The following is a 7,119-nucleotide window of genomic DNA, read 5'->3' as shown; positions in this document are numbered from 1 at the left end:
CCGGCGATCAGGGCACGGCCGATGCGGGTCTCGAGGTGGTGCTGGAGGTAGCGCTTGAGGGGGCGGGCGCCGTAGACGGGATCGTAGCCTTCGCGGGCGATGTATTCGCGGGCTGGCTCGGAGAGCTCGAGCTTGATGCCGCGCTCGGCGAGGCGGTGGCTGAGGTCCCGGGTCAGGAGGCCGACGATCTGCTGGATCTCGGACAGCAAGAGGGGCTTGAAGAGCACGATGTCGTCGACCCGGTTGAGGAACTCGGGGCGAAACTGCATGCGCATCTCGCGGGTGACCGCCTCGCGGGCCGCTTCGGTGATCTCGCCGCGGTCGGTGACGCCCTCGAGCAAGTGCGGCGAGCCGACGTTGGAGGTCATGATGATCACGGTGTTCTTGAAGTCGACGGTGCGCCCCTGGGCGTCGGTGGCCCGGCCGTCGTCGAGGATCTGGAGCAGGACGTTGAACACGTCGTGGTGGGCCTTCTCGATCTCGTCGAAGAGGATCACCGAGTAGGGCTTGCGGCGCACGGCCTCGGTGAGCTGGCCGCCCTCGTCGTAGCCGATGTAGCCCGGCGGCGCGCCGATCAGGCGCGATACGGTGTGCCTCTCCATGTACTCCGACATGTCGATGCGCACCATGTTGTCCTCGGAGTCGAAGAGGGCCTCGGCCAGGGTCTTGCCGAGCTCGGTCTTGCCGACGCCGGTGGGGCCGAGGAAGATGAAGGAGCCGATCGGCCGCCGCGGGTCTTTGATCCCGGAGCGAGCGCGGATGACCGCGTCGGCGACCAGCTGGACGGCCTCGTCCTGGCCGACGATCCGGCGATGGAGGATCTCGTCGAGGCGCAGGAGCTTGTCGCGCTCGCCCTCGACCAGCCGGGTGACGGGGATGCCGGTCCACTTCGAGACGATGTCAGCGATCTCGTTCTCGGTAACCTCCTCTCGCAGCAGGCGGCCTTCGGTCTGCTCTTGAGCCTTCTGCTCCTCCTCGGCGAGCTGCTGCTCGAGCTGGGTGAGCTGGCCGTACTTGAGCTGGGCGGCGCGGTTGAGATCGTACTCGCGCTCGGCGACCTCGATCTGCTGGCGCACTCTCTCGATCTCCTCGCGCAGCTTGCCCAGGCGATCGATCGCCGCCTTCTCGCTCTCCAATTGGGCGTTCGATATGAGAGCGTGACGGCACGAGCCGCGATACGATTGACGCTCAGGACAAGCGACTGCCAAGGTACCCACACATGAAAGCTACGCTCAGCGATCGGATCGGCCACGCTCACGCGGCGACGCCAGGTCTCTACTTCCTCTGGTGTTGGCGGTCAGGACGTCCGGTTGCTGCGGGATCGGAGCCCTCCGAGACTTGGGGCCTTGCGCCATCTGAACTCCTTTTCGGTTGAGGAAACGGCGATGTCGTGGGAACCGGGTGGCTACGCGGATCGACTGGGAGGCCGCTACGAGGATCGCTGGGCGGTTCGACAGCTCCTGCTCGTACTAGCAGAGGAGGTCCAGTCGGTAACGATCTCGCCAGTGGGGCCCGACGAGCAGGGTGTCGATCTCTTGGCGACGTTGCCCGACGGCGTACGGGAGGCCCACCAGTGCAAGGGGGAGAACCGTGATAGCCCAAAGTGGACCATGGCCGACCTGGCAAACCGCGGCGTTCTGCGTAACCTACGCTTCCAGCTCGAGCGGTCACCCCAGCACCGGTTCCGATTCGTTTCGGCTCTTCCTGCCATCGAGCTCAAAGAGCTGACGCGCAGCGCACGGGACTCGAGAGATGCCGAGTCGTTCTATCACCACCAGATTCGATTCAGGTAGGTCCCGACCGCAAGCCGCAGGCGTTTAAGCGTCTCTGCCATGCCGTGGATATGGATCCTTCCCGAAAGGAAGATCGGCAGCGAGTACACGATCTCCTGATGCGCTCCGATACCCACCTCTTCGCTGACGACCTGGAAACGAATCGCGACATGAGGAGTCAGGCGCGCTCCTGGATCGCGGGCGACCCAGGGACCGCCCTGAGCGTCCTGATGGATCTCGCCCGCGGAAGACTGCGCAAGCCGATCTACGTCGACGACATCGTTCGGCATCTGCGAGCGAACGGGCTCCAGGCCCGTAACCTGGCTCGGGACGAGCGCCTGCGGCCGTGTGTCGAATCACTCCAGCGGCAGTTCGTTGAATCGCTGCAATCTCAGTTGGCAGGTGGGCGGCTAATCGAACGTCCTGAGACGCAGATTGTGCTCGAGAACCTGCTCGATGACAGAGCACCCCGGTTGGTCGTTCTTCACGGAACCGCTGGCATTGGCAAGAGCGGCGTGCTCTATGAGCTGACCACCCGCCTCGATGAGCTAGAGGTCCCATATCTGCCGTTGCGCCTGGACCGCCAGCGTCCGGTTGGCAGCGTTCAGAACTACAGCGACGAGCTGAAACTCCTCGCCTCGCCTGCGGCACACCTTCATGCACTGGCCGGTGATCGGCCGGGAGCGTTGATCCTCGACCAGTTCGATGCTCTGCGCTGGACGAGCGCCCACGCCAGCAACGCCTGGGCGGTTGGTCAAGAGATGATCCGCGAGGCGCTCGCGAGCAATCTTCAAGTCGTCGTATGTTGCCGAACATTCGATCTCGAGAACGATCCGCAGATCAGAAGCTGGAAACAAGGCCAAGAAGAGCTGAAGCAGATCGCGATCGGCGACCTCACGGACGACAGGGTTCGCCGCGCGATCGAAGACCGAGGCGGCGCCTACGATCCCCTCACTCCCCGCCAACGCATGTTGTTGCGCAACGTTCTTCATCTCAAGATCTGGATCGACATCCTTGTCACTGGCGACGCTCCGCCGCAATTCGAAAGCCAACGTGAGCTCATGCGCGCCTTCTGGGAGAATCGCTTGCAGCAACTCGATCGGGAGGGGGTCTCCGAAAACGAGGCGCACGCATTGCTCGATCGGCTTGTCGAGTGGATGGACCAGAGAGCATCGCTCACCGCACCGCGGAGTTTGCTCCGCCGCCATTCAAAGCCGGCAAAGGCACTTCAATCGCTCGGCGTGCTCCAGCTCAGTGACAATACCGTGACCTTCGCCCACCAGAGCTACCTGGACTCGCTCCTTGCCGAGCGGTTGGTGGAAAAGATAGAAGCCGATGAGTCTACCGTCCTGGAATGGCTCGGAAAACGGGCGCAACAGTCGCTGTTTCGCCGCGAGCAGCTGCGGCTTGTACTTGGTGTGTTGCGTGACGAATCCAGGCCCCAGTACCTGACGGGGCTACGCCAGCTCCTCGACTCAGAACCTGTACGTTTTCACTTAAAGCAGCTGGCCCTGCAGTTCCTCGGTCAACTCGAAAGACCTTCGACGCAAGAAATCGATCTCATCTCGCAACTTCTCGGACAAGACTCCTGGCGCGAGCACCTCCTCGCTGAGACGGTCTTTGGTCATGGCCCGTGGTTCGAGGCCCTCGATGATCTTGATGTTTGGGCAACTTGGTTGACTGAAGAGGATGAAGCTCTGCGCGACCAGGCATTGCTGGCGCTGCGCAGCGTTTCCGAGACCTGCGGCGATCGTGTAGCAAGGCTGTTGGCGCCTTACGAACAGAGTGACGAAGAATGGTCGCTCCGCTGCGTGAGGGTGCTTTCCTCCAAGGCAGCCAGAGACTCTGACGGGCTTTTCGCGCTCCGGCTGCGCCTGATCGAAGCCGACCTTGCTACCGACTACATCTCCTGGAAGGACTTCGGCTCTTCGGACCTTGCGCGTTTATGCGAACTACTTTTCGCTCTGCTACTCCGCTGGACAGCTCAGGTCAGCGGCCGAGCCAGTGCGACTCGCTACTGGCAGCGGCAGTCGAAATGGCATGGCCTCGAAGATGTCGATCTTCGAGACGCTGACGCTAAAGAGCTCCTCTTCGCTTGGCTTCGTTTGGTTCCAGCCACAGCCCTCGTGCTCAAGGCAGCGCGACGGGTCGGTGCCGGCGATTCACCCATCCTTGCGGCCGGGAGCCTTGATTCGAGAGAACTAGATCCGATACTAAGCCTGCTGAGCAGCATAGGGCACCAGCTTGCCGAAGATAATTGGCAGATACTCTCCACCGAAGGAAAGTTCGATACGCCGTTGGCTCAGCTTCTCATAATGGAAGCACTGAGGAGTGCGCCACAGGACGTTGAAGAGTTGGCAGACTGGGCTCTCAGTTGGTTAATGGAGAGGCCCGAGCGGCTCCGCCTGCGTTATCGTTACACCGATTCGCCTTGGGCTGTCTCTGGTGAAGTCATCGAGCGTTTCGCCGCCTGCTGCTCCGAGAGTGCCTTCCGGCGCTTCGAGACCTTCCTTATGAGATTTCAAGAGCCGAAGCTTCTCGAGGACTATCGGTTTCGCCATGAGCAGTTCATGAAGACTGGGCTCAGGAAGGCTCACCTAGAGTACCCGAGCAGCTTCGGAGTCACTCAGTACCATCTCCTGCCGCACTTGCTTACGGGCTCCGCCACTCGCGCTAAGTCTAAGACAAACCAGGGCAAGTGTTCGGAAGGCGCTTCGCGGCTCCAGAGGATACTCACAAGAAAATTCAGAGGGCTGAGCACAGGCTTTTTCTACGCAAACTTCGGCACAGGCGACGGCCACACCCGCCCATCCCGCACGCCTGAATCGCTGGAACGGTTGAGTGACCAGAGATGGATCGATATCATATCGTCGTCACAACGATCATTCTCTGTCAAGCTCGGCACTGTCACCGCACGACAGCCTGAGCGGTTCGCACGGCTTGCACTTCGGCTTCCGGCCACAGTGGACGCAAGCTATTTTCAATCATTGTTGCAAAGTCTTCAAATAACCGGACCTCCCAACACCCTGCCCGCGGATCGACAATCGAGCTGGTCGCCGGCTTCTGGAGATGTTCTCGGGCAAGTACTTTTGCTGCCGAAGATCCACGAAGATCCGAAGCTCGCACGACCCATGGCTTGGGTCGTGCACAATCACGCGCAGAACGACTGGCCCCCCGAGGTTATCGCTGATCTACTGTACCACGCGCGACACCATGCAGACCCCCGACCAGGCACGCTCAATCTTGGTGACGGCTGGGACGCCGACAATATCGACGACAACACGTGGAACAGTACTCGCAGCGTGGTGGGCTACACCATAGCTTCTGTGCTCTTTGCCCATCAGGATGATGGAATATTGGCCGCCCTCACGCCGGGCATTGAAGCCCTGATCGATGATCCGCATCCGGTTGTCCGTGTAGCCAGCACGGCAGTGTGTCGGGCGGCGTTCGGGATCAACGCCGAGCAAGCAATGAACTGGTTCTTCAAGGCTTGTGACATCACCACCAACTACCCGGCGATGCTCGCTTGCCGAGACGTGCGACGGTTCGTTAACCGGGCGCGCTGGGATCATTTCGAACGCATGCAGCCAATGCTGCTCCGCATGATCGGATCGGAGACCGAAGAGGTAGCACAGGCTGGTGCTGAGCACGTTACGCATTGTAGCCTCACCCAGGGACTTGCCGAGGATCTCTTGAGGAGCTGCCTCGAAGGCACTCCGGCTCAACGGAGGGGTATAGCAGAGGTTGCCGCAGACTGGCTCAGCGAATCGAGGTTTCACGCGCCCTGCAAGAGGCTTCTGAAACTGCTTGCGGAAGACACCGACGAGAAAGTCCTAGGACTTGTTTCACAATGTTTCTACCGCTGCAATCTGAGCCTATTCGAGCCTCAGGATGATTTCATGGTCGCTTTCGCACGGTCGCAGGCTTTCAAGCGCGACCCGTCACTCCTCCATTCGCTGGAGATGTATGAGGGACCGTTGACCCCCTTCGCTGACTGCATCCTACAGGCTGGCCGTACCTTTGCCGAGCACCTCGCTCCAGCTTCGCGCGACGGGCGAACCGGGATTGCTGGCGATACTCACTATCTCGCCCCGCTAATGCTCAGGCTCTACGAGCAGAGCTCAAGGGATCCCGAATACGAAGCAATCCATCAGGAGTGCCTCGACGTCTGGGATCAGCTGATCGAAAACCGCGTAGGGATGGCCCTGGAACTGACGAGCGCCCTCGACAAGGTCTGACCCTTCACTGCGGCAGCTCGATATCCTGCGGCAGTCCGACCCGCATGAAGAACCGGGCAAACGCCTGAGCCAGGTGCTCGCGGTAGGGCGGGCAGAGTCGAAGCCGCTTGTCTTGCGTGGCGGCGAAGTCCTGCACGTAGCTCTTGGGCAAGCTGAAGATCCTGCCGAAGTCGACAATACGCACGTCCATCGGCAGTTCAGGCTCGGTTGAGCCGGCCAGCATGAGATACCGCCCGAAGCGGCCCTTCAGAACTTGCTTCGCTGCGCCCTTCCTCCCGAGGGCGGGATCCATCGCTCCGGCGGTCTGAAGATCCCAGTGGGGACAGACGATGATGTCGGTAACCTTCTCGTTGGCAAGATCACACGACTGGGTCATGACCACAACGTCATAGTCAGCGATGTCGACGGGAAGGTAGTCGTCGGGGAGCGGGAACGTCAGGTCGGGAGACGGAGTGATGACCGGGCAGGACATCAGAAGGTCGCCCTGTTCCAGCCCGTCGTCAGGGGCGATCTCGTACCAGGGGTAGTCGCGGCTCAACGGTTCCGCTCGCCTCAAGGATGGATCAGTCGCCGTCGGTCACGAAGCGGAAGCGAGCCGGGCCTCTCTTCTGGACACGAGCCATGGCCTGGCGCTGGGAAAGCGGCCGCAGCTCGAAGACCTCGGAGGCATCCTCGGCAGAGGCCGGCGCCGCGGCTTCTGCGCTCTCACCAGACGAGCGCAGGCCGGACGGCTTGCGGATCGAGTCCTCGGGGTGCTGATCTTCGTAGACGCGTTCCATGGAGACCTCCTTTGGCCAGCCAGGCTATTCTAGCATGAGCGCGATTCTGCCACAGGTGCCTCAACCCACCGCCTGAGCCACCAGCCCTTCACGGATCTCGACCGCCAGCTCGCCGCCTTCGAGGCCGACTTCGATGGTCGCGCCTTCGCTGACCTCCCCGGCGATCAGGGCACGGCCGATGCGGGTCTCGACGTGGTTCTGGAGGTAGCGCTTGAGGGGGCGGGCGCCGTAGACGGGATCGTAGCCTTCGCGGGCGATGTATTCGCGGGCTGGCTCGGAGAGCTCGAGCTTGATGCCGCGCTCGGCGAGGCGGTGGCTGAGGTCCCGGGT

6 protein-coding genes are annotated in these 7,119 nt (G+C 61.6%); 2 read left to right on the top strand and 4 right to left on the bottom strand.

Annotated features, from left to right (window positions below; genetic code table 11):
- Window positions 1-1,217 (bottom strand): AAA domain-containing protein (locus GY725_19400; GenBank protein ID MCP4006351.1); only part of this gene is annotated, 1,217 nt, incomplete at its 3' end.
- A gap of 168 nt (window positions 1,218-1,385) precedes the next feature.
- Here GY725_19400 and GY725_19395 point away from each other — a divergent pair.
- Both GY725_19395 and GY725_19390 read left to right on the top strand, forming a co-directional pair.
- Entirely contained in the window at window positions 1,386-1,793 is a 408-nt protein-coding gene (locus GY725_19395; protein MCP4006350.1) for a hypothetical protein, read from the top strand.
- Window positions 1,794-1,891: 98 nt separating this feature from the next.
- Window positions 1,892-6,010, top strand: a complete 4,119-nt coding sequence (locus tag GY725_19390) for a hypothetical protein (protein ID MCP4006349.1) — start codon at window positions 1,892-1,894, stop codon at window positions 6,008-6,010.
- Between the two features lie 4 nt (window positions 6,011-6,014).
- Here GY725_19390 and GY725_19385 read toward each other — a convergent pair whose 3' ends face one another.
- The 3 genes from GY725_19385 to GY725_19375 all read right to left on the bottom strand — a co-directional run.
- Window positions 6,015-6,548, bottom strand: a complete 534-nt coding sequence (locus GY725_19385; protein ID MCP4006348.1) for a hypothetical protein — start codon at window positions 6,546-6,548, stop codon at window positions 6,015-6,017.
- Between the two features lie 25 nt (window positions 6,549-6,573).
- A complete protein-coding gene (locus GY725_19380) occupies window positions 6,574-6,789 on the bottom strand; it encodes a hypothetical protein (protein MCP4006347.1) in 216 nt (71 codons plus the stop codon).
- 60 nt (window positions 6,790-6,849) lie between these two features.
- On the bottom strand, window positions 6,850-7,119 hold a 270-nt coding region (locus GY725_19375), incomplete at its 5' end, for a hypothetical protein (GenBank protein ID MCP4006346.1).

The organism is bacterium (genome assembly GCA_024226335.1).
In the GTDB taxonomy this organism is placed as follows: Bacteria; Myxococcota_A; UBA9160; order SZUA-336; family SZUA-336; genus JAAELY01.
Note: the sequence above shows the minus strand (reverse complement) of the source record. Positions and strands in the feature narration are given on the sequence as shown.